Source organism: Stenotrophomonas sp. STEN020 (assembly GCF_056760195.1).
The window spans coordinates 42,671-65,423 of record NZ_JBRREI010000014.1 but is presented as its reverse complement, the minus strand read 5'-3'; the positions used below and the strand labels follow the sequence as shown (position 1 = coordinate 65,423).

At 64.4% G+C, this 22,753-nt stretch carries 16 protein-coding genes; 7 read left to right on the top strand and 9 right to left on the bottom strand.

The genetic code is table 11. The features are described from left to right. Positions 1-64 precede the first annotated feature (64 nt). A complete protein-coding gene (locus ACVOLZ_RS08325; RefSeq protein ID WP_481515751.1) occupies positions 65-2,443 on the top strand; it encodes a TonB-dependent receptor plug domain-containing protein in 2,379 nt (792 codons plus the stop codon). Positions 2,444-2,549: 106 nt separating this feature from the next. Here the strand turns inward: ACVOLZ_RS08325 and ACVOLZ_RS08320 are convergent, their stop codons facing one another. Further along, positions 2,550-3,443 (bottom strand): LysR family transcriptional regulator, encoded by an 894-nt coding sequence (locus ACVOLZ_RS08320; protein WP_481515750.1) that lies wholly within the window; start codon positions 3,441-3,443, stop codon positions 2,550-2,552. Between the two features lie 122 nt (positions 3,444-3,565). Here ACVOLZ_RS08320 and ACVOLZ_RS08315 point away from each other — a divergent pair, with 122 nt between their 5' ends. From ACVOLZ_RS08315 to ybaL, 4 genes are all read left to right on the top strand, one after another. Next, positions 3,566-4,756 (top strand): serine hydrolase domain-containing protein, encoded by a 1,191-nt coding sequence (locus tag ACVOLZ_RS08315; RefSeq protein ID WP_481515749.1) that lies wholly within the window; start codon positions 3,566-3,568, stop codon positions 4,754-4,756. Continuing rightward, positions 4,756-5,979, top strand: coding sequence for an MFS transporter (locus ACVOLZ_RS08310; protein WP_481515748.1), 1,224 nt, complete (start codon positions 4,756-4,758; stop codon positions 5,977-5,979). The genes ACVOLZ_RS08315 and ACVOLZ_RS08310 overlap by 1 nt, the downstream gene beginning before the upstream one ends. After that, a complete protein-coding gene (locus tag ACVOLZ_RS08305) occupies positions 5,976-7,133 on the top strand; it encodes an MFS transporter (RefSeq protein ID WP_481515747.1) in 1,158 nt (385 codons plus the stop codon). Before ACVOLZ_RS08310 ends, ACVOLZ_RS08305 begins: the two co-directional genes overlap by 4 nt. Before the next feature lie 143 nt (positions 7,134-7,276). Next, complete coding sequence (gene ybaL, locus ACVOLZ_RS08300; protein ID WP_481515746.1) at positions 7,277-8,989, top strand: YbaL family putative K(+) efflux transporter; 1,713 nt, start codon at positions 7,277-7,279, stop codon at positions 8,987-8,989. On the opposite strand, the gene ACVOLZ_RS08295 is transcribed toward ybaL, so the two are convergent. Further along, positions 8,965-9,843, bottom strand: a complete 879-nt coding sequence (locus tag ACVOLZ_RS08295) for an AraC family transcriptional regulator (RefSeq protein WP_481515745.1) — start codon at positions 9,841-9,843, stop codon at positions 8,965-8,967. The two genes, ybaL and ACVOLZ_RS08295, sit on opposite strands and share 25 nt — an antisense overlap. Positions 9,844-9,886: 43 nt before the next feature. Next, complete coding sequence (locus ACVOLZ_RS08290; protein WP_481515744.1) at positions 9,887-10,813, bottom strand: LysR family transcriptional regulator; 927 nt, start codon at positions 10,811-10,813, stop codon at positions 9,887-9,889. 118 nt (positions 10,814-10,931) lie between these two features. Between ACVOLZ_RS08290 and ACVOLZ_RS08285 the strand changes: the two genes are divergently transcribed. Continuing rightward, a complete protein-coding gene (locus ACVOLZ_RS08285) occupies positions 10,932-11,582 on the top strand; it encodes an NAD(P)-dependent oxidoreductase (RefSeq protein WP_481515743.1) in 651 nt (216 codons plus the stop codon). 213 nt (positions 11,583-11,795) lie between these two features. On the opposite strand, the gene ACVOLZ_RS08280 is transcribed toward ACVOLZ_RS08285, so the two are convergent. From ACVOLZ_RS08280 to ACVOLZ_RS08255, 6 genes are all read right to left on the bottom strand, one after another. Further along, positions 11,796-13,082: an O-acetylhomoserine aminocarboxypropyltransferase/cysteine synthase family protein gene (locus tag ACVOLZ_RS08280; RefSeq protein ID WP_481515742.1), complete on the bottom strand. Its 1,287-nt coding sequence runs from the start codon at positions 13,080-13,082 to the stop codon at positions 11,796-11,798. 281 nt (positions 13,083-13,363) lie between these two features. After that, complete coding sequence (clpB, locus tag ACVOLZ_RS08275; RefSeq protein ID WP_481515741.1) at positions 13,364-15,952, bottom strand: ATP-dependent chaperone ClpB; 2,589 nt, start codon at positions 15,950-15,952, stop codon at positions 13,364-13,366. A 177-nt stretch (positions 15,953-16,129) separates the two neighbouring features. Further along, entirely contained in the window at positions 16,130-16,942 is an 813-nt protein-coding gene (locus ACVOLZ_RS08270) for a DUF3014 domain-containing protein (RefSeq protein ID WP_481515740.1), read from the bottom strand. Positions 16,943-17,019: 77 nt separating this feature from the next. Then, positions 17,020-18,597 carry a hypothetical protein gene (locus tag ACVOLZ_RS08265; RefSeq protein WP_481515739.1) on the bottom strand — a complete coding sequence of 526 codons (1,578 nt, stop codon included), beginning with the start codon at positions 18,595-18,597 and terminating at the stop codon, positions 17,020-17,022. Between the two features lie 64 nt (positions 18,598-18,661). After that, a complete protein-coding gene (locus ACVOLZ_RS08260; protein WP_481515738.1) occupies positions 18,662-19,552 on the bottom strand; it encodes an XAC2610-related protein in 891 nt (296 codons plus the stop codon). A 58-nt stretch (positions 19,553-19,610) separates the two neighbouring features. Then, on the bottom strand, positions 19,611-20,084 hold the full coding sequence (locus tag ACVOLZ_RS08255; protein WP_481515737.1) for a DUF3574 domain-containing protein: 474 nt from the start codon (positions 20,082-20,084) through the stop codon (positions 19,611-19,613). 207 nt (positions 20,085-20,291) lie between these two features. On the opposite strand from ACVOLZ_RS08255, the gene ACVOLZ_RS08250 reads away from it, so the two are divergent. Then, a complete protein-coding gene (locus ACVOLZ_RS08250) occupies positions 20,292-22,724 on the top strand; it encodes a TonB-dependent receptor plug domain-containing protein (protein ID WP_481515736.1) in 2,433 nt (810 codons plus the stop codon). The last annotated feature ends 29 nt before the right edge of the window (positions 22,725-22,753 follow it).

Below are 22,753 nucleotides of genomic sequence, written 5' to 3'. Positions count from 1 at the left end.
ACCGCAACAGCCGCGAACCCCACGCGCCGCCGATGCCGCCACTCAATACCGGAGCTGCAACCTGATGAACCGCAAGTCCAGCACCCTCGCCGTCGCCATTGCCATCGCCCTTGGCGCCCCGGCCTTCCCCGCCCTGGCCCAGACCGCCGCCAATACCCTGGATACCGTGATCGTTACCGGTACCCGCGTGGCCGACCGCACCGTGGCCGAATCGCAGTCGCCGATCGACATCATCACCCCGGAGGCGCTGCAGGCCACCGGCACCGGCGAACTGGCCACCGCGCTGTCGCGCGCCCTACCCTCGCTGAACTTCCCGCGCCCGGCCTTGACCGACGGCACCAGCGGCATCCGCCCGGCGCAGCTGCGCGGCCTCTCGCCTGATCAGGTGCTGGTGCTGGTCAACGGCAAGCGTCGCCACACCTCGGCGATGATCAACGTCAACGGCAGCATCGGCCGCGGTTCTTCCGCAGTGGATATCAATGCCATTCCGATCGCCGCCATCGAGCGCGTGGAAGTGCTGCGCGACGGCGCATCGGCCCAATACGGCTCCGACGCCATCGCCGGCGTGGTCAACATCGTGCTCAAAGGCAGCGGCAAGGGCGGCAGCTTGGCCGTGGATTACGGTCAGTATTCGGCCGGTGATGGCAACAAGTACCAGCTCTCCGGCGACACCGGCGTCAGCTTCGCCGATGGCCGTGGCAGCGTGCATTTCGCCGGCCAGGTCAGCCAGCAGGACGAAAGCAACCGCGCCGGTCCTTACCGCGGCACCGCGCCGAACACCGGCAACTTCCCGTCCATCGGTGAAAAGACCTTCGTGGTCGGCGACCCGCGCGTGGATGCCACCGCTGCCTCGGTCAATGCCAGCTTCAACTTCAGCGACAGCATCAGCGCCTACGCCAGCGCGTTGCTGAGCAACCGCGACATCACCTCGTTCGCGTTCTACCGTTCGCCCAACCACAGCGGCCAGACCGCGCTGTTGGCAAAGGTATATCCGGACGGCTACGTGCCGCAGATCAACCAGTACTCCAAGGATCGCTCGCTGCTGGCCGGCGTCAAGGGCAATACCGAGAGCGGCTGGACCTGGGACGTCAGCCTCAACCACGGTGAGAACACCCTGGATTTCCACACCCGCAACAGCATCAACTACAGCCTGGGCGTGAACAGCCCCAGCTCGTTCTACGACGGCACGCTGAAGTACCAGCAGGACATCTTCAACGCCGACCTCACCAAGTCGCTGGATTGGGGCCTGGCTTACCCGGTCACGCTGTCCTTCGGTGGTGAATACCGTCGCGAGAAGTGGGAGCAGACCGCAGGCGAACTGAACTCCTACACCGGCAGCGGCGCGCAGGGCTTCGGCGGTTTCACCCCGACCAACGAAGTGCATAACGACCGCCACAACTACGCCGTCTATGCCGGGCTCGAAGCCGACCTGACCGAAAAGTTCTCCGCTGGCCTGACCGGTCGCTACGAGGACTACTCGGACTTCGGCGACAAGTTCTCCGGCAAGCTGTCGGCCCGCTACGCCTTCACCGACAAGGTCGCGCTGCGCGCCACCGCGTCCAGTGGTTTCCGCGCACCGTCGCTGGCCCAGCAGAGCTACCAGGCGGTCACCAGCACCATCATCAACGGCAACTTCGTTGACCGTGGCACCTTCCCCACCACCAGCCGTGCCGCACAGGCGCTGGGTGCCAGCCCGCTGAAGGCCGAAAGCTCCACCTCCTACAGCCTTGGTCTGGTGCTGCAGCCGGTTGAGCGCCTGTACCTGACCGTCGATGCCTACCAGATCGACATCGACGATCGCATCGTGCTGTCCACCAACATCACCACCAACGCCGCCGCCAACGCGTTGTTGGCCGGTCTTGGGCTGCCGCAGGTCACCGCGTTCTCCTACTTCACCAATGGCGTGGACACCCGCACCCGCGGTGTCGATGCGGTGTCCAGCTACACCATCCCGTTTGCTGCCAGCAATCTGGAACTGACCGCTGCATACAGCTACAACGAGACCGAAGTGAAGAAGTTCATCGCTTCGCCGGCGGTGTTCGGCAGCCTGGGTATCACCCAGTCGCTGATCGGCCGCGACGAGATCGGCCGCATCGAGGACAGCTTCCCGCGTGACAAGGCCATCGTCAGTGGCACCTGGCGCTCGGACCGTTGGGAACTGGGCCTGTCGGCCACCCGTTACGGCAGCTTCACCGTGCGCAACTCGGCCACTGCTGCCCGCGACCAGACCTACGACGCCAGCTGGGTTGTGGATGCGTCGGCCAGCTTCAAGCCCAGCGAAAACTGGAAGCTGACCCTGGGTGCCGACAACCTGCTGGACCAGTACCCGGACCGCACTGCCGATCTGCAGAACTCGACCTGGGGCATGCTGCCGTACAGCAACTACTCGCCGTATGGTTTCAACGGCGCCTACGTCTACGGCCGTATCAGCTACACCTGGTAAAACCGGTTCGATGTCGTGAAAGGAAGATGCCCTGGGAAACCGGGGCACCTTCTTTGCACTGGATTGCTGCTGCCCGGCCACAACGCGTTGCAGCGCGAGCAATGCCTCAGGCACCTTCCGGGAAAACCTTCGCGCAGAGGAAATCCACCAGCGCCCGCACCTTCGGCGACGGGTATTTGCTGGCTGGCCACAGCACATTGAAAACACCGGCGCCGCCCACCTGATCGACAAGGATCGGCTGCAGCAGCCCCGCTGCCAGCGGTTCGCGGATGGCGAAATCCGGCAGATAGGCAATCCCAAGCCCGCGCAACGCGAAGCACACGCGCGTCTCGATGTTGTTGCAGATCATCGAAGTCGGCAGTTGCAGCTCGGCCTCGCCCGCTGCGCGCCGCAGCGCCCAGGTCTCCAACTTGCCGCTGTTGGGGAAGCGATAGTGCAGGCAACTGTGCTGCTCAAGGTCGGCCGTGGTCTGCGGCACGCCGCAGCGCTTTAGATAGTCCGGCGACGCCACCAGCCGCATGTGGAAATTGCCCAGACGACGTGCCGACAAGCGTGAATCAGCCGGTTCACCGGTGCGCACCACCGCATCGAAGCCCTCCTCGATGACATCGACCATGCGGTCGGTGAAGTCCAGATCCAGCTCGATCTGTGGATAGGCGCGCATGAAGTCGCCCAGCACCGGCAGCATCAACGAACTGACCAAGGGCAGGCTGACCCGCAGGCGTCCGCGTGGCGCCGCGCTGGCCTGCGAGAGCTCCAGCTCAGCGGCATCAATCTCGGCCAGGATGCGGCGGCTGCGCTCCAGGAACAGCGTGCCTTCGGCGGTGAGGGTCACGCTGCGGGTGCTGCGGTGGAACAGACGTACACCGAGCTTCTCTTCCAGCCGCGCCACGCTCTTGCCGACCGCCGAGGCCGACACCCCGAGCTCACGTCCGGCCGCGACGAAGCTGCGCGTTTCGGCCACCTGCACAAACACCACGAAGCCGTTGAGGCTGTCCATGATCCGCCTTCCGCTTGATTGCGGACATTTTATTCCGCGCATCACGGAACTACAGCCTACTTTTTCTTCAATCCAAGGATTTCTATCGTCGCAGCCTGCCCATTCCAAGCAAGCCAGCCGCCATGACGACCCCCGCGTTTCCCCTCCCCTCACGTGCCACGCCTGACCCGGTTTTGGCCCCGATCCACACCGTCGTGCAGCAGGCCCTGGACGAACAGCGTCTGGTCGGCACGGTGGTGCTGGTCGCGCGTGACGGCGAGTTGATCCACCGCCAGGCCAGCGGCCTCGCCGACCGCGCCAGCGCGCGCCCGATGCGCGTGGACACCCTGTTCCGGCTGGCTTCGGTCAGCAAACCCATCGTTTCCGCTGCGGCCATGGTGTTGGTGGCACAGGGCAAACTTGACCTGGATGCCGGCATCGAACGCTGGCTGCCGGAATTCCGGCCGCGATTGGCCGATGGGTCGCTGGCGCAGATCAGCGCACGCCAGCTGCTCAGCCACACCGCCGGCCTTGGTTATCGATTCTTCGAGCCGGATGCTGACGGTGCGTATGCCCGCGCTGGCGTTTCCGACGGCATGGATGCCTCCGGCATCAGCCTGCAGGAAAACCTGCGCCGCATCGCTGAAGTGCCGCTGCTCTACCAACCCGGCAGCGCCTGGGGCTACTCGCTGGCAACCGATGTGCTGGGTGCCTTGATCGAGCGCATCCACGCCACGCCGCTGCAGCAGGCCGTGCAGCAGTTGCTGACCGGTCCGCTGGGCATGGGCGATACCGGCTTCGTCGCCGGTGATCCCCAGCGCGTGGCGAGCGCCTATGTAAGCGATACCCCGCAGCCACACCTGCTGGCCGAGGGTGAGATTGTTTCGCCCTTCGATGGCGCCATCGGCATCACCTATAGCCCGGCACGTATCTTCGATGCGCAAGCCTTTCCGTCCGCGGGCGCCGGCATGGCAGGTACCGCCGGCGATCTGCTGCGCCTGCTGGAAACACTGCGAGCAGGCGGCAATCGCCTGCTGCCCGCCGAACTGATCACCGAAATGGGCCGCGACCAGGCCGCTGGCCTGGAACTGCCCAGCGCACCGGGGTTCGGCTTCGGCCTTGGCTTCTCGGTGCTGCGCGACCCGGTACTTGCCGCTACCCCGGAATCGCCGGGCACCTGGCGCTGGGGCGGCGCCTACGGCCACTCCTGGTTCGTGGACCGGGCACAGGGACTGAGCGTGGTGGCCTTCACCAACACTTTGTACGAAGGCATGTCGGGGCGCTTCGTTACCGAGCTGCGCGATGCGGTTTACGCTGCAGTGGAGCCACGTTGATGTGTGCCGCAAACTCTGCACGCCTGCCATTTGGCGCATTGCTGGCGCTGGCGATGGCCGGCTTCATCACCATCCTCACCGAAGCGTTGCCGGCCGGTCTGCTGCCACAGATGGCACGTGGCCTCGGCGTGTCCGAGGCATGGATCGGGCAGACCGTGACGATCTACGCCATCGGCTCGCTGCTGGCGGCGATTCCACTGACCAGCGCTACCCAGGGTGTACGCCGTCGCACGCTGCTGCTGGCGGCAATCGCCGGTTTCGCCATCGCCAATACCGTCACCACCTTCTCCAGCAGCTACACGCTGACGATGCTGGCGCGCTTTCTCGCCGGTGTATCTGCCGGACTGCTGTGGGCGTTGCTGGCGGGCTATGCAGCGCGCATGGTGCCCGTGCATCAACAAGGCAAGGCGATTGCCATCGCGATGGTGGGCACGCCGCTGGCATTGTCACTGGGCGTGCCGGCCGGCACCTTGTTCGGCAACCTGCTGGGCTGGCGGGTCTGTTTTGGCGCGATGAGCCTGTTGGCGCTGGTGCTGATGCTGTGGGTACGGTTCAAGGTGCCGGACTTCGCCGGCCAGTCGACAAGCCGGCAGTTGCCACTGCGACAGGTGTTCTCCATCGCCGGGGTGCGCCCGGTGCTGTTCGTGGTGCTGGGCTTCGTGCTGGCCCACAACATCCTCTACACCTACATCGCACCATTCCTGAGCGCCGCCGGCATGGGCGCGCGCACCGACCTGGTGCTGCTGGTGTTCGGCATGACCTCACTGTTGGGCATCTGGATCGTCGGCGTGCTGGTCGACCGGCACCTGCGCGTGTTGACGCTTGCCAGCACCGTACTGTTCGGCGCGGCAGCACTGGCACTCGGGCTGGCCAGTGAAACGCCGCTTGTGGTCTACGCCGCAGTCGCGGTCTGGGGTGTTGCCTTCGGCGGTGCCGCAACTCTGTTCCAGACTGCGTTGGCGAAGACCACCGGCGACGCCGCCGATGTCGCCCAATCCATGCTGGTCACTGCCTGGAACGCGGCAATCGCTGGTGGCGGCACCATCGGCGGTGCGCTGCTCGGCCACTGGGGCGTTGCTGCGTTCGCTCCGGTGCTGCTGGTGCTGTTGCTGGCAACGCTGGTGGTGGTTTGGTTCGCCAGACGCCATGGATTTGCAGCCGCCGATGCTTCGGCCCGTGCTGCCAAAGCGGGGCTGGGCGGCCACAACGAGGTGCAGCCATGAACAGGTCCAGTGCGCTGCTCTTCATTGCCTTGGGGTTGTTCGGACTGTATGCCGTCGAGTTCAGCGTGGTCGGCATCCTGCCTGCCATCATCCAGCGCCATGGCATCAGCGTCGCCCAAGCCGGTTGGCTGGTCGCGCTGTTCGCAGCGGTGGTTGCATTGTGCGGGCCCGCGCTGGTGCTGTGGTTTGCTCGCTTCGACCGCCGCAAGGTGCTGGTGGCGTCCTTGCTGGTCTTCAGTCTGTGCAGCCTGCTGTCAGCCTGGGCACCCAGCTTCGCGGTATTGATGGCGCTGCGTGTGCCATCTGCACTGCTGCACCCGGTGTTTTTCTCGATGGCCTTTGCCTCTGCTATCGCGCTCTACCCGCCGCAACGCGCAGCGCATGCCACTGCGCTGGCCTTCTCCGGCACGACATTGGGACTGGTGCTGGGCGTGCCGGTGGCAAGTTGGGTCGGAGCAGCCTTGTCCTATGAGGCCCCGTTCCTGTTCTGCGCGGCAGTGAACCTCGCGGCCGCCATCGGCCTGTGGATCAAGCTGCCTGATGGGCGCGGAACAACGCGGACGACGACCGGCAATCCGCTGGCTGTGCTGCGCAGGAGCAAGGTGTGGCTGTCGATCGCAACCGCGGTGTGCGTGTTCGCCGCGATGTTCTCGGTCTACAGCTATGCGGCCGAATACCTCGCCCGCCAAGCTCAGCTGGACGGCGAGGCGATCAGTCTGCTGCTCGGCGTCTTCGGCGTGGGCGGCGTACTCGGTAATCTGTTGGCAGGCCGCGCCTTGGACCGCAAGCTCGGTTGGACCGTGCTGGCATACCCGGCACTGCTGGCAGCGGCCTACGCGCTACTGCTGCGCTTCGCCTCACCGGCGCTGGCCGGCATGCTGCCAATCTGCCTGCTGTGGGGTGCAGCCCACGCCAGCGGATTGATCGTCAGCCAGATGTGGATGAGCTCGGCCGCGCCCGAGGCACCCGAGTTCGCCACCAGTCTGTATGTTTCCGCCGCCAACCTTGGCGTGGTGCTGGGCGCCGCGCTCGGTGGCAGCCTCATCGGTGCCTTGGGGATAAGCGGAATCATCTGGAGTGGCTGGCTGTTTGCCGCGTTGGCGGCGGTCACGGTGCTGGCCAGGAAGCCGTGGCAGGCCGCTCGTACGGCATGAAAGGCGCAGCGCGAACGGCCTTCAAGGAGGTCATCGCACCCCTCAGTTCCAAAAAAATATCGGATATTTCCGGCATTTAGCCGCATGTACACCGGTAGCACCTTTAGAATCGAGGCATCCCCCACCCGACCCAGCGAGCCCTGATGCACCATGACACCGCCCTGATCAACATGCTTGCCATCGGCTTGGGCCTGGCCTTCGTGCTTGGTGCCCTGGCCAATAAACTGCGGCTGTCGCCGCTGGTGGGCTATCTGATTGCCGGTGTCATCGTGGGGCCGTTCACTCCGGGCTTTGTTGCCGACCAAGCGCTGGCCAACCAGCTGGCCGAGATCGGGGTGATGCTGCTGATGTTCGGGGTTGGCCTGCACTTCTCATTGAAGGACTTGATGGCGGTCAAGGCCATCGCCATCCCCGGCGCCATCGGCCAGATCCTGGTCGCCACCTTGCTCGGCTGGGGCGTGGCAACCTTGATGGGTTGGCCGGTGCTGCATGGCGTTATCTTCGGCTTCTCGCTGGCCACCGCATCCACCGTGGTGCTGCTGCGCGCAATGGAAGAGCGCCGCTTGTTGGAAACCAAGCGCGGCAAGATCGCGGTGGGTTGGTTGATCGTTGAAGACCTGGCCTGTGTGCTTGCACTGGTGATGATGCCGGTGATCGCCGAGGTATTCGGCCCCGATGCAACCGGCAAGGAGTTGTCCATCGGTGGCTTGTTGGCGTCGATTGGCTGGACCTTCGTGCAGCTCGGGCTGTTCGTGGCGGTGATGCTGGTGGTCGGCCGCCGCGTCATTCCGTGGGTGCTGGAGAAAGTGGCCGGCACCGGCTCGCGCGAACTGTTCACCCTGTGCGTGCTGGCGATTGCCCTGGGCGTGGCGTTCGGCGCTGCCGCCTTGTTCGGCGTGTCGTTCGCGCTGGGCGCGTTCTTTGCCGGCATGATGCTCAACGAGTCCGAACTCAGCCACAAGGCAGCCCATGACTCGCTGCCGCTGCGCGACGCGTTCGCGGTGCTGTTCTTCGTCTCGGTCGGTATGTTGTTCAACCCGATGATCATCGTCGAGCATCCGTGGCAGGTGCTGGCGACGGTGTTGATCATCATGTTCGGCAAGTCGGCTGCGGCCTTCTTCATCGTGCGCGCGTTCGGCCATTCCAAGAGCACCGCGCTGACGATTTCCGCGTCGCTGGCGCAGATCGGCGAGTTCGCGTTCATCATTGCCGGCCTCGGTGTGGCGCTGAAGATCCTGCCGCCGACCGGGCAATCGCTGGTACTGGCCGGCGCACTGGTCTCGATCATGCTCAACCCGGTGGTGTTCGGCCTGCTCGACCGCTGGCAGGCGCGCCACAAGGAAACCGCGCCGGTACCGGAAGTACCCGAAATCCCACCAGGCCCGTCGCTGGACCTGCAGGACCACGCCATCGTGGTCGGCTATGGCCGGGTTGGCAGCGAGCTGGCGCAGGTGCTGCGTGACCGCGGTGTGCCTGTGTTGGTGATCGACGACAACCGCGAGCACGTGGAACGCGCGCACGCTGCCGGTATTCCCGGCATCCGCGGCAGTGCGGCCTCGGACAAGGTGTTGGCCGAAGCGCATCCCGAGCGCGCGACGATTGCAGTGCTGGCGATTCCCCAGCCGCTGGAATCCGGTGAAGTGTTGGCCAAATTGCGCGCGATCAACCCCAACCTGACCCTACTGGCCCGCGCCCACAGCGATGCCGAGGTCAAGCATCTGCTCGACCACGGCGCCGATGGCACGGTGATGGCCGAGCGCGAGCTGGCCTATTCGCTGGCGGAGATGATCATGTCCACCCCGCCCTACCGCAGCCTGCGCCCGGGCATGCCTCAGCCGGCCGCCAGCGGTACGTAAACATCGGCGCGCAGGATGGCCTCAGGAACTTCTTCCGGGTCATCCAGGAAATGGTAGTGCAGCGGCGCATCGCGCAAGGCGTGGCCGCTGCCCGGCAACCAATCACGCAGCAGCTGGTCGGTGGCGTCTTCCAGCAGCGAGTAACTGCCGACATGGCGCAGCCGCGCCATGCGGCCGCCACCCAGCACCTGCCGTTGCAGTGATGCCGGCAACGCTGGCAGTTCCGCGTCGAACGCCAACGCGCAATCGAACAGCAGTTCCTCGGCAGGCAGCTCGCGGTGATCGCCCAAAGGCATACCGATTAGCTGCTGCAACTGCTCGATCAGGCCCTGCTCTGCAGCCCAGCCGAACAACTCACCGAACACACCATCCAGATCATCAAAGGCACCCTGCGCACGCAGTGCCACCACTTCGAATGGTTCCAAGGCTACGACTTCGACACTCAGTGGCGCGGATTTTTCGGCTGACGGCAATGGCCGCGACAACTGTTCGATGCTGGCCGACAAACGCTTGGGATCAAGCCGCAGCTCACTGGCGCTGGCATCCACGGTTTCGCGCAGCACCCGCGCCAAGGCCTGCGGCGTGTCGTAGCCGGCCAACAGCGCGATCTCGGTGACACTGGCATCGCTATGCGCCAAGCGCTGCAAGGCTTTGACCACGCGCAGCCGCTGCACGGTACGACCAATGGTCTCGCCGGTCAGCGCGCGATACACACGATGGAAATGAAACGGCGAGTAATGGGCGATGGCCGCCAGTGCATCCAGATCCGGCAATGGACCGCCGACATCAATGCTTTGTTGCAGGCAGGCGATGACCCGGTCCAGGCGTGGCAACTGCGCGACACTGGCTTTCATTGCGATGTCTCCGTGGAAGGTGATGCCATTGCAACGCCACCGCTCAGGTCGCGCGGTTCCGATCTTGCGCAGTCGCTGCCGGCTCACCCGGCACGCGCGCCAGGTAATCCTGCAGCAGGTCGATGGCATGGCGCACCTTGGCTGGCTGGGTCTGTCGATGCGGAGTAACCGCCCAGGCCGGCAATGGCGGCACCTCCCACTCCGGCAGCAGCCGCTGCAGGCTGCCTGCATCCAATAGCGGCGAGGCATCAAGGCAGGTCAGCACGGCCACGCCCAGGCCGGCCTCGCACAGGCGCAGCACCGCCGGCTGGTTCTGGCTGGCAATGCGCGGGTGCGCGGGCACCAACCGCTCCTCGCTGTTTTCGCGATGCCGCCAGACCAGCCCCGGCACCTGCGGCATGCCCAGCCATTCGGCCGCCGGCACCTGCAACGGATCGTCGGGAACGCCATGCCGCTGCAGCCATGCCGGCGCCGCGCAGGGCCAGCGTTGCAGGCTGCCCAGGCGTTGCGCCATCCAGTCGCTGTCCGGCAGCTGGCCGAAGCGCAACGCCACATCGATGCGTGCCTGCAACAGGTCGGTCCAACCATCGTCGAAGAACAGGTGCAGGCGCAGCTGCGGGTTGTCCTGCAGCCAAGCTCCCAAGGCCGGGCCGATATGTGCGGCCATACCCAGCGGCGCCGACAGCCGCAGCTCACCGCTGGGTGCTTGTCGGGCAGCCGACAACTCCGCCTCGGCTTCGCCGGCCGCATCCAGCAGGCGCGCGCAGGCAGCGTAGTAGCGGCTACCCACGTCGGTCAGCGCCAGCCGCCGCGTCGAGCGGTGCAGCAAGGCCACTCCCGCGTCCTGCTCCAAGGCGCGTACCTGCTGACTCACCGCCGATGTACTCATGCCCAGCGCCCGCGCCGCCGCACTCATCGAACCGTGCTGCACCACCTGGGCAAACAAGGCCATCCGTTTGACGCTGTCCATGGGAAACCTCCGTTCCTCCATTGTGAAGCACAGCTTCAAGGTGGTTGTGATTTTTTGCGACTGCCGCTGCCGCCGCCATCGGCGGACACTGGCCACATTCCCACCCAAGGACGTTCCCATGAAAGTTGCCCTGATCGGTGCCACCGGCTTTGTCGGCAAGGCCGTACTCGACGAACTGCTGGCCCGCAGCCATGACGTGACCGCGCTGGTCCGCGACCCGGCCAAGCTGGAAGCCCGCCCGAAGCTGCAGGTGGTCAAGGCCGATGTGCTCAATGCCGATGAAGTGCATGCCGCCGTTGCCGGTACCGATGCGGTGATCAGCGCCTACAACGCCGGCTGGGCCAACCCGGACCTGTACAACGAGTTCCTGCGCGGCACCCGCGCGATCATCGCCGGCACCAAGGCCGCAGGCGTGAAGCGTTACATCGTGATTGGTGGTGCTGGCAGCCTGTATGCGCCGGACGGCACCCAGTTGGTTGATTCGCCCAACTTCCCGGCCGCGATCTATCCCGGCGCCAGTGCCGCACGTGATGCGCTGACCGAGCTGCGCAATGAGACCGCCTTGGCCTGGACCCAGCTGAGCCCGCCGGTTGCCTTCCACCCGGGTAGCGCGACCGAGCGCACCGGCAAGTACCGGGTTGGCGGCGAGACCCCGCTGAGCACCGGCGATGGCCCGGGCACGATCAGTGCAGCGGATCTGGCGGTGGCGGTGGTGGATGAGCTGGATGCGCCTAAGCATGTTGGCGAGCGGTTTACGGTTGCTTGGTAAGAGCTGAAAGCTGCCCTCACCCCAACCCCTCTCCCGCGCGCGGGAGAGGGGCTCGGATCGCGTCGACTGTTGGTGCACCGGCCCGCTCCCGCATGCGGGAGCGGGGCTAGCAATGCTGCGGCTCGTAGTGCTCTAGCCCCTCTCCCGCGCGCGGGAGAGGGGTTGGGGTGAGGGGAAGCTTCTAACAAGCAGACCCAGCTCTTGATCTATACCTCAAGCCCCAGCCAACGCCTGCTCCAGATCGGCCAGCAAGTCATCGATATGTTCGATGCCCACCGACAGACGCACGGTATCCAGCGTCACCCCTGCCTTCTCCAACTCCGCCGCATCCAACTGCCGATGCGTGGTGGACGCCGGATGCGTAGCCAATGACTTGGCATCCCCAAGATTCACCAGACGCGTGAACAACTGCAGCGCATCCAGGAAGCGCGCTCCAGCCTCTCGCCCACCCGGCAAACCGAAGGTCAGCACACCCGAGCCATGCCCGCGCAGATACTTCTGCACCAGCGCATGCTCCGGGTGATCCGGCAATGCGGCGTAGTTCACCCAGGCGACTTTCGCGTGCTTCTGCAGATAATTGGCCACCGCCAGCGTGTTGCTGTTGATCCGATCCATACGCAGCGCCAGCGTTTCAATGCCCTGCAGAATCTGGAATGCGTTGAACGGTGAAATCGCCGCGCCCATGTTGCGCAACGGCACCACCCGCGCACGGCCGATGAATGCCGCAGGGCCAAGTGCTTCGGTATAGACCACACCGTGGTAACTCACATCCGGCGTATTGAGACGCGGGAAGCGCTGCTTGTGCTCGGCCCACGGGAAACGACCCGAATCGACAATCGCGCCGCCAAGGCTGGTGCCATGGCCGCCGAGATACTTGGTCAATGAGTGCACGACGATATCGGCGCCGAAATCGAAGGAGCGCTGCAGATATGGCGTAGCCACGGTGTTGTCGACGATCACCGGCACGCCATGGGCGTGGGCGATCTTGGCGATGGCTTCGATATCGGTGATGTTGCCGCGCGGGTTGCCGATCGACTCGACGAACACCGCCTTGGTGCGCTCGTCGATCAAGGCCGCAAAGGCCTGCGGATCACGGTAGTCGGCAAAGCGGGTCTGGATGCCGAACTGCGGCAGTGTATGCGCGAACAGATTGTAGGTGCCACCGTACAACGCGCTGGAAGCCAGGATGTTGTCGCCGGCTTCGGCAATGGTCTGGATGGCGTAGGTGATGGCGGCCTGGCCCGAAGCCAGCGCCAACGCACCGATGCCGCCTTCCAACGCCGCGATGCGCTTCTCCAGCACATCGGTGGTCGGGTTCATGATGCGGGTATAGATATTGCCCTGCACCTTGAGGTCGAACAGATCGGCACCGTGCTGGGTGTCGTCGAAGGCATAGGCAACGGTCTGGTAGATCGGCACCGCGACAGCGCGCGTGGTTGGATCAGGGGAATAGCCGCCGTGCACGGCGATGGTTTCAGGCTTCCACTGCGGATCGGTCATCGGAGTGCTCGCTAAGGAGTGACCGCTGACGATAGCCGAGGATGGATGGCAACCGGTGGACGGTTGCAGGGGTTACTTGTGAGGGGGCGTTGTGAGCTGATGCATTTTCGAAAAGCCCGCATACCTAGCTAGAAGCTTCCCCTCACCCCAACCCCTCTCCCGTAAACGGGAGAGGGGCTAATGCACTAGCCGCCGACACGATCCTAGCCCCTCTCCCGCATGCGGGAGAGAGGTTGGGGTGAGGGCAGCTCTTAGAGCTTTTGCAGCTTTGGCTCCGACTCTCAGCCCTTGCCAAACTGCAACTGCCCGCCACCACCGGCTTCCACCTTGATGGTGTCGCCGCTGACAAACTCGCCAGACAGAATCTTCTGCGCCAGCGGGTTCTCCAGCTGGGCCTGGATCGCACGCTTCAACGGACGGGCGCCATAGATCGGGTCGAAACCAACATTGCCCAATACATCGAAGGCCGAATCCGACACCTCCAGGCTCAGGCCACGCTCGCCAAGCCGCTTCTCCAGCCCACGCATCTGGATGCGTGCGATCTGCTTGATCTGCTGCTTGTCCAGCGGGTGGAACACGACGATGTCGTCCAGGCGGTTGATGAATTCCGGACGGAAGTGCGCCTGCACCACGCCCATCACCGCCGCCTTCATCTGCGTATAGGCTTCCGGGCTGTCGTCGCCGCTCATGTCCTGGATCTGGTGCGAGCCCAGGTTCGAGGTCATCACGATGACGGTGTTGCGGAAGTCCACCGTGCGGCCCTGGCCGTCGGTCAGACGACCGTCGTCCAGCACCTGCAGCAGGATGTTGAACACATCCGGATGCGCCTTCTCCACTTCGTCCAGCAGGATCACGCTGTACGGGCGACGACGCACCGCCTCGGTCAGGTAGCCACCTTCTTCGTAGCCCACATAACCCGGGGGAGCACCGATCAGCCGCGACACGCTGTGCTTCTCCATGAACTCACTCATGTCGATTCGCACCATCGCGTCAGGCGAGTCGAACAGGAAGTCGGCCAGCGCCTTGGTCAGCTCGGTCTTGCCCACGCCGGTCGGGCCCAGGAACAGGAACGAGCCGCTCGGGCGATTCGGATCCGACAGGCCAGCGCGCGAACGCCGCACCGCGTCGGAGACCACGCGGATTGCTTCTTCCTGCCCAACCACACGGTTGTGCAGCATGTCTTCCATGCGCAGCAGCTTGTCGCGCTCGCCTTCGAGCATCTTGCTGACCGGAATACCGGTCCAGCGCGAGACGACCTCGGCGATTTCCTCATCGGTCACCTTGTCCTGCACCAGCCGGAAGTCCTTGCGGTCCACTTCCTGCGCGGCAGCGAGCTGCTTTTCTAGGTTCGGCAGCAGGCCGTACTGGATCTCGCTCATCTTGGCGAAATCCTGGCGACGCTGTGCGGCTTCCAGATCCAGCTTGGCCTTCTCGACCTGCTCCTTGATCTTGGTTGCGCCCTGCAGCGCAGCCTTCTCCGACTTCCAGATTTCGTTGAGGTCGGAGAACTCGCGTTCCAGCGTGTCGATGTCGGCTTCCAGATCGGCCAGGCGCCTGCGCGAGGCGTCGTCCTTCTCCTTCTTCAGCATTTCGCGCTGGATCTTGAGCTGGATCAGACGACGCTCCAGACGATCAAGTTCCTCCGGCTTGGAGTCGATCTCCATGCGGATGCGCGAGGCGGCCTCGTCCATCAGGTCGATGGCTTTGTCCGGCAGCTGCCGGTCGGTGATGTAGCGGTTCGACAGCGTCGCAGCCGCAACCACGGCCGGATCGGTGATCTCCACGCCATGGTGCACCGCGTAGCGTTCCTTCAGGCCACGCAGGATGGCAATGGTGTCCTCGACAGTGGGCTCACCGACAAACACCTTCTGGAAACGGCGCTCCAGCGCAGCGTCCTTCTCGATGTACTGGCGGTACTCGTCCAGCGTGGTGGCGCCGATGCAATGCAGCTCGCCACGCGCAAGCGCCGGCTTGAGCATATTGCCTGCATCCATTGCGCCCTCGCCCTTGCCGGCGCCGACCATGGTGTGCAGCTCGTCGATGAACAGGATGATCTGACCTTCGTTCTTGGACAGGTCGTTGAGCACGGCCTTCAGCCGCTCTTCGAACTCGCCGCGGAACTTGGCACCGGCAATCAACGCGCCCATATCCAGCGAGAGCACGCGCTTGCCGCGCAGGCCTTCGGGCACTTCGTCGTTGATGATGCGCTGGGCCAGACCTTCGACAATCGCGGTCTTGCCCACGCCGGGCTCGCCGATCAGCACCGGGTTGTTCTTGGTACGGCGCTGCAGCACCTGGATGGTGCGGCGGATTTCCTCGTCGCGGCCAATCACCGGGTCGAGCTTGCCGCTTTCGGCACGCGCGGTCAGGTCGATGGTGTACTTTTCCAGCGCCTGGCGCTGCTCTTCGGCGTTTTCGCTTTGCACGGTTTCTCCGCCGCGCAGCTTGTCGATCGCGGCTTTTACTTTGTTTTTATCGGCACCAGCAGCACGCAGGGCCATGCCGGCCGGGCCGCCATCGTCCACTGCCGCCAGCAGGAACCACTCGCTGGCGATGAACTGGTCGTTGTGCTGCTGGGCCAGCTTGTCGGTGTTGTTGAGCAGGCGATTGAGATCGTTGCCCATCGACAGGCTGCCGGCCTGGCCGGACACCTTGGGCAAGGCATCCAGCGCCTCGGTCAGCCGCTCGCGCAGCACCGGCACGTTGACGCCGGCCTGGGCCAGCAAGGGCCGGCTGCTGCCACCGGGCTGATCGAGCAGCGCGCTGAGCACATGCACCGGCTCGATGATGTTGTTATCACGGCCAACCGCCAGCGACTGGGCATCTGCCAAGGCTTTCTGGAAATTGGAGGTGAGCTTATCCATCCGCATGGGTCTTCTTCCTCAAAGTTGGGAGGCCAGCATTGCTGGCGATATTGATTCAGATGCGGTTGCAACGGCGTGATTCAAGGGTGAATAGCGCCCTTGTTCAGCTGCAATCGAAATCCAAGGCCAGTATCACTGGCCTGTTTGGCCGCATCCTTGATCCAACGCAAGCGCTGGCGCTACTTAGCCCCGCGTGATCGCCGCGCGCAAGGTCCGCAGCTGCTGTTTTACCGCTTGTTGCTGGCTGGCATCCATGCGCAGCAAGGCTTTCTGGCCTACCGACAGCGATTGCAGGGCCGGGTCGACGAAGCGATAGCGGCCCTTGCCATCAGGCTCCAACGCCAGCGGCCGGGCCGGCTCGGGGGTCTGCAACAGGTGGTCGACCACCGCCACCAACCTGTCATTGAAATGGCCGTCAGGGTGGCCGATGTCGCGATAGGCCTGCTGCAGCAAGGGATAAAAACGGGTGTAGGCCGCCGCGACGGCGCCCGCATCGGCCTGTGTAAAAGCATCAACAAATGGGGCATAGCGCGCGGCGTTGGCGGCGGCAAGCTGCTCGCCGCCGGCACTGCCCTGCTCCACCAAAAGTGTGCCAGGCAGCGGCCGCAGCGCCATCGCCGAACCGGGCAGGCTGGGCTGGGTCAGGTTGTCCACATGCACCACCACGCGCTGGATCAGATTTTCGCGAAGCAGCACGGCCAGGGCTTCTACCGGGAACAAGCCGCTCAATGCCTGCCAGCTGGAGGAATCGCTATCTGCCAGTGCTGGCAAGGCCGGATCGGCTGCGACATCGAGCGGATACTTTGCTGCGGCCGCGGGTTGCGTCGCGCCTGGCGCTTGGATTGCCGGCGTCGCTGGGCCGTCAGCCGGCGTCGAAACGGCCGGCACGGACTGGCGCAGCTGCGCTACATCATCACGGAACATCCACCATGCAGCGCCGCCAACCGCGACGACGCCAACCACTGCCCAGGGCCACACTGCTTTGCGCTTCTGCATCACTTGCACCTTCGTTGCATGTGATGGTGTGACCCTGTTTATCCCGCCGGGTTCCCCTGCGGTTCAAGCCTCGTGCATCAACGCTGTTTCTGCAGCGACATCAGGCCGATGACGACCGCCAGCACCGCATAGGCAGCAGACACCTGCAAGCTGATGGCCTGACGCAGGCCTTCCAGCTGCCACGGCAGGTAAATGCCGCCGCGCGGATCGGTGGAATGGATCACGCCGAACGCACTCAGCGCGGCAGCCACGAACAGCAAGCTTACCGCCACGCCAGCGCGACGCTCGATCAAGGCAACCAGTGCCGCTGCCCAGATCATCGCCGAGATGATGAAACCATTGCCAAGCAACTGCAGCGTGGCCACATCCGACAGGCCATGGCCGTCGACCGCCCCATACATGGCTGCCGCCGCATCCGGTGCTACCCAGGTGCCGAACTTGATGTTGATCAGGTAGGCAATCGCCGGCAGGAAGGCCAGCGCGACCGCAATCGCGTGCTCACGTTTGGTCTGCTGGAAAGCCTGCACGGTGATGTCCAGGCCGACAAAAACAATGATCGGTGCCAGCACCGCCACCGGCAGCCACTGCACCAACCCAGCGACGACGCCCAACATGCCGCCGATGCCGATGAACAGACCGGTCAGCAGCGTGTAGCCAGTGCGTGCGCCCAAGCGCTTGTACGCCGGCTGGCCAATATACGGCGTGGTCTGTGCGACACCGCCGCAGACACCGGCCACCAGCGTAGCAATGGCCTCGACCAGCAGGATGTCACGGGTGCGGTAGTCATCACCGGCAGCGCGCGCGCTCTCGGCCACATTGATGCCGCCCACCACCATCAGCAGGCCAAACGGCAGCAACAGTGACAGATAAGGCACGGTCAACGGCAGGCCTTCGACGAAGCCCAGTGTCGGCAGCGGCAGCGCCACGGCGAAGGAAATAGCCGGCGGCCACTGGAAGCCGGTCAGTGCGCCCGCCGCGCCCAGTCCGTAATACAGCACCACACCAACCAGCAGCGCGAACAGCACACCCGGCAAGCGCAGCGGCACAACGCCGCGAGCGACCAGCACGTATAGCAGCACGCCCAGAGTGACCAGGCCAACCAGCGGCTGGCGCATGCTTTCGATCAGCGGCAGGAAGCCGAGCAGGGTCAGCGCCGCGCCGCCGATCGAGCCGAGCAGCGCCGCACGCGGCACGTGGCGGGTAACCGCATCGCCGACGAAGGACAGCACCAGCTTGAGCAGGCCCATCACCACCAGCGAGGCCATGCCCAGCTTCCAGGTCGTCATCGCCGCCGCCTGCGGGTCCATGCCCAGCTGCTTGAAGCCAACGAAGGCCGGGCCCAGCACCAGCAGTGCCATGCCGATGCTGGTCGGTGCATCCAGCCCCAGCGGCATCGCGGTGACGTCATCGCGGCCGCTGCGGGCAGCCAGACGGCGTGCCATCACCGTGTACATCAGGTTGCCGATCAACACACCAAAGGCGGTGCCGGGGAACATGCGGCCGAACACCACGTCGGCCGGGAACTGGAAGATGCCGACCAGCGCCATCGCGATGAAACCGAGGATCGACAGGTTGTCGACCACCAGACCGAAGAAGCCATTCAGATCGCTGGGGACGAACCAACGTGGACGAGATGCGGATGCGGAAGAATTCATGGGGGATATCGTCAGGAAAGCGGAGCGATGGTAACGCCGGGAAAATGCGTGCGGATGGAACAGATCATTCGTTGGTGGGCAGTTTCACCCAGCCCAGCACCGGGCCACGGCTGGGATTGCGATAGCGCAGCTGCAGCCAGCCATCGGCTTCGTCCATAAGCTCGACGCGGTCGCCTTTGAGCAGGTAGCGCTTGGTGGTGGTGTCGCCCGCCCTGCTGTACAGCGGCAGCTTTACCGGCACCACCGATGCGCTGCGGCCCTGCATAGGGACATCTTCCAGAGGCGGATCGAATGCATTCCATAGCGCGCTCTCAAGCCGTTTGCCTGCCGCGTCCCAGGTGCTCCAGACCGTCAGTATCTCGGCATCTTCCACTGGCCCCAGATCCACCACCTGCGCCAGGCCTTCGGTGTCGATGAAGGCATTGCGCATCGAGCGGTACAGGTAGATCTGGTTGCCTTGGTAGCGGTAAATGTCGCTGTACCACATTGGCCCGCTGCGGCAACTGCTGCTCAATGTGCGTGTGGCGGGGTCCGGGGTCAGCGACCAGAAGCCTTCGCAGCTGATCTCCGGCGCCTCGGGTGCGGCCAACGCGCGGAACTGCCCACTGGCCGGCTCGAACAGGTAAACCGTGACCGATTCGTTGACCTGGCCCAGCGTCGCGCTGGTGTCCAGGTCCTGATAGCCGTCGAAGTTGTAGTCAGCGTGGCCCAGGCGCGTGCCGCCGCCTTCCTCATCCGTGGACGCCGGCAGCACCTGCCGGCCCTTTGAACGATTGGTACCCACCTCCACGCTGCCATCGTCCAGCAATCGCGCATGCGCGCTCACGCCAGCTGCGACTTCGAAGCGGATCTGGCTGTCATCTGCCCCGAATGCTGGCGCTGCCAACAGCGAAACCACTGCGACCAGCAGGCCACAGGCTGCATCTCGGCAGAGGGATACGGATATCAGAGGCATCATCGAAGCGCTCATCTGCGACTGGAAGCTGCCCTCAGGCTAGCCGATCCAGTGCTGATCAGAACGAAACCTCGACCGGCTGCCGCGACCACAGCACCGACTGGTGCTTGGTAGCCTGCTTCCAGGCCAGGCGGATGGCTTCGATGTCGTTGCGGCGCTGCGCGCTGTCCTCATGCAGGATCACCAGCACCTTGGTGCGCAGCCGGTTCGGCTCGGGCGCGCCGCGGAACAGCCACTGGCCGTAGGCATCGAACACGGTCAGGCCATCGGGAAAACGCGGCGTGACTTCCTTGTCGAGGAAGGCGCGCCATTGCGCCTCGCTGATCACGTCGGTCTGCTCACGGGCCGAAGGCCCGGTTTCCTCGCCCACGCCGAAATACAACTCGCTACGCACCCAACCGCCGGCCTCGGCCGGCCGCGCGGCATCGCCGTGCAGCTGCGCGCTCGGCGCCGGCTCCGCAGCAGGTGGGGCAGCGTTGGCACTGGCGGCAACGGCAAACAGCAGGGGCAACAGGACAGCGTGCAACTTCATGGAAAACCTCCGGGCAAGAGCAACACGGTGGCATCCAAGGCACCGCAAGGGATATCGCGTTTGGTTATCAGCCAATTGCCAGCAGGACTTGCATCCCAGGCGCTGTTAACGCGAAGATAATATATCGCTTCATCCGGATGGATGTAAGTCTTGACGTCATCCGCAATCCCTCTCCCTGCCCTTCCCCAACGTATTCCCGGAGTTCCCATGTCCCGCCCCACCTCGGCCCCGCTAGGCCTGGCCATCGCGCTGGCGCTGTCTTCCCCCGCTTTTGCCCAGAACGCCCAGCAGGCCACCAATCTGGACACGGTGATCGTCACCGGCACCCGCGCCGTGGATCGCACCGTGCTGGAATCCACCTCGCCGGTGGACGTGCTCAGCGCCGAGGACATCCGCAAGGCCGGCGTGGTCAACGGTGAGCTGGGCAGCGCGCTGCAGGCACTACTGCCCTCGTTCAACTTCCCGCGCCAGTCCAACTCCGGCGGTGCTGACCATGTTCGCGCTGCGCAGTTGCGCGGCCTGTCGCCGGACCATGTGCTGGTGCTGATCAACGGCAAGCGCCGCCACAACAGTGCCCTGGTCAACACCGACAGCAAGATCGGCAAGGGCACCACGCCGGTCGATTTCAATGCGATTCCGGTCAGTGCGATCAAGCGCATCGAAGTGCTGCGTGACGGCGCCGGCGCGCTGTATGGCTCCGATGCGGTAGCCGGCGTCATCAACGTGATCCTCGACGACGCCCCGGAAGGCGGCGCCATCGAGGCCAGCTTCGGCGCGCACCACACCGACCTGAAGCCGATCGACCGCACCCTCACCGATGGCCAGACCAGCTTCTTCAGCGCCAAGGTCGGCACCGGGCTGACCGACGACGGCGGTTTCCTGCGCGTCGGCCTGGAATTGAAGAACCGCGAAGCCACCAACCGCGCCGGTTTCGACCAGATCCCGCCGTGGGAAGCGCAGACCCCGGACAATCTGGCCCTGGCCGGCAAGCGCAACTACTCGCTGGGCGATGGCGCCAGCAAGGACCTCAATGCCTGGTTCAATGCCGAAATTCCGTTCGGCACTGCCTCCAAGGCCTATGCCTTCGGCACCTACAACCAACGCGACACCGAAGGTGCCAACTATTTCCGTTACCCGGATGGCGAGGCCAACTGGAAGGAGCTGTACCCGAACGGTTACCGCCCGATCTCCGAAGGTGAGAACCTGGACGTACAGCTGGTGGCCGGTGCCCGTGGCGAACTGGGCGACTGGAACTACGATGCCAGCCTCGACCACGGCCGCAACGAGTTCACCTATCGCCTGCGCAACTCGCTCAACGCTTCGCTTGGCCCGACCAGCCCAACCAGCTTCAAGACCGCGGATTTCAGCTTCGCCCAGACCGTGGCCAACCTGGATTTCGGCCGCATCTTCGTGCGTGCCAATGACACCCACAGCCTCGGCTTTGGCATCGAAGGCCGCCACGAGCGCTACGAAACCGGCGCTGGCGACCCGGCCAGCTATGCCGCCGGTCCTTACACCGACCGCCCGACTGGTTCGCAGGCCGGTGGTGGCCTGACGCCGCAGGATGAAGCCGATCTGTCGCGCGATGTGATCAGCGCCTACACCAGCCTGTCGTCCACTTTCGGCGAGAAGTTCTCCACCGATATCGCCGCGCGCTATGAGCACTACGAAGATTTCGGCGGCGAGCTGACCGGCAAGATCGGCGCGCGTTACGCGTTTGCCCCGGCCTTCGCCCTGCGCGGCTCGGTCTCCAACAACTTCCACGCACCATCGCTGAGCCAGATCGGCTACGAATCAACTTCGACCGGCTACACCGCTGGTGGCCAGCTGGTGCAGGGCCGCCTGCTGTCGGTCAACAATCCGATCGCACGTGCCTTGGGCGCTACTGACCTGAAGCCGGAAAAGTCGATCAACTACAGCCTGGGCTTCACCAGCCAGATCGGCAGCCATTTCGACCTGTCGCTGGACCTGTTCCAGATCGATATCGATGACCGTATCGCATTGTCGGAAAGCATCACCGGCGATGCGCTGACCGATTTCGTGCAGCAGCAGTTCGGCATCGGCGGGCTGGAAAGCGCGCATTACTTCGTCAACGCTGCCGATACGCGTACCCGTGGTGCAGAGTTTGTCGGCAACTGGCGGCAGTCGCTGGGCGACGGCGAGCTGCTGCTGACCGGCACCTGGAGCTATGCCAAGACCGAATTGAAGAACGTCGTCGCCACGCCCTCGCAATTGCTGACGCTGAACCCGGACTACGTGCTGTTTGGCGTGGAAGAGAGCAATACGTTGACCGACGCTGCACCGCGTACCCGCGCGCAGTTCGCCGCCAGCTGGGCCAATGACAACTGGTCGTTGAGCAGCCGCGTGAGCCGCCATGGCAGCGCCAAGCGTGTGTTCGATTTTGGTGGTGGCTATATCCCGACCCAGACCTACCAGGCCGAGTGGCAGCTGGATGCGGAAGTGGAATACCGCATCACCCCTCAGTGGAACGTAGCGATCGGCGGGCAGAACCTGACCGATAACTACCCGGACAAGTCGAACGAGGACATCTACTACTTCGGCAACCTGCCGTATGACGTGTTGTCGCCGATCGGCAGCAATGGCGCGTATTGGTATGGGCGGGTGCGGTTTACGTTCTGATTGGGTGTCTTTCGGGGGGATTGCTTGCT